Raw genomic sequence first — 582 nt, 5'->3', positions numbered from 1 at the left:
GCGTTATGTGTCCTTTCAATATATATCATGAAGTTAGCATGTAGCTAACACTTGTTATTTGGGGTTGTGCTACGCTCCGATAATTTAGTATCGGTAGGCATTATGCGTAGATTGATTGAATTGCAGGAACAACTGAATAAGCTTGATGATCTAATACCAGAAGGTGAAGAACAGTTGAGACTTAAGCAGAAAAAGACCATAAGTGAGTTTCTTGAATTATTGAAACCAAAGGTATTTCGCAATGATTTCATAAAACATGCTGTGTTAAGTAGCACTAAAACGTTCAAGGGATATGACTCGCGAGAGTTGAGAGCAATGTGTGAGTCATTACTTAAAACAGATTCTAGGCTCAAAACACTGAAGTGTGCAGTCGAAGAAGCTAGGAGCGCAAGGTTTCATTTAATGAAAGAAATCAATGAAAGGGCTGAGGTTTTAGAACAGAACAACAAAGTGTTCATTGATAGCTCAAAAGTTAAGATAGACTACAAGGAGGTCAAAGGTAGTTCCATGCCAAATTTGCCTTGGGAAGAAATCTTTGAATCCAAGTTTCTCTAAAGTGTCCACATAACAAACTGTTTAAGA

The 582-nt window shown here is 37.1% G+C and carries 1 protein-coding gene; it reads left to right on the top strand.

Annotated elements, in window-relative coordinates; genetic code table 11:
* The first annotated feature begins 102 nt into the window (after positions 1–102).
* Positions 103–555 (top strand): hypothetical protein, encoded by a 453-nt coding sequence (locus BIW15_RS24020; RefSeq protein WP_077281766.1) that lies wholly within the window; start codon positions 103–105, stop codon positions 553–555.
* Positions 556–582: the final 27 nt, after the last annotated feature.

The organism is Vibrio sp. SALL6 (assembly GCF_002002385.1).
Classification (GTDB): Bacteria; Pseudomonadota; Gammaproteobacteria; order Enterobacterales; family Vibrionaceae; genus Vibrio; species Vibrio parahaemolyticus.
The sequence above is the reverse complement of the archived record's forward strand: the minus strand, read 5'-3'. Positions and strand labels throughout refer to the sequence as shown.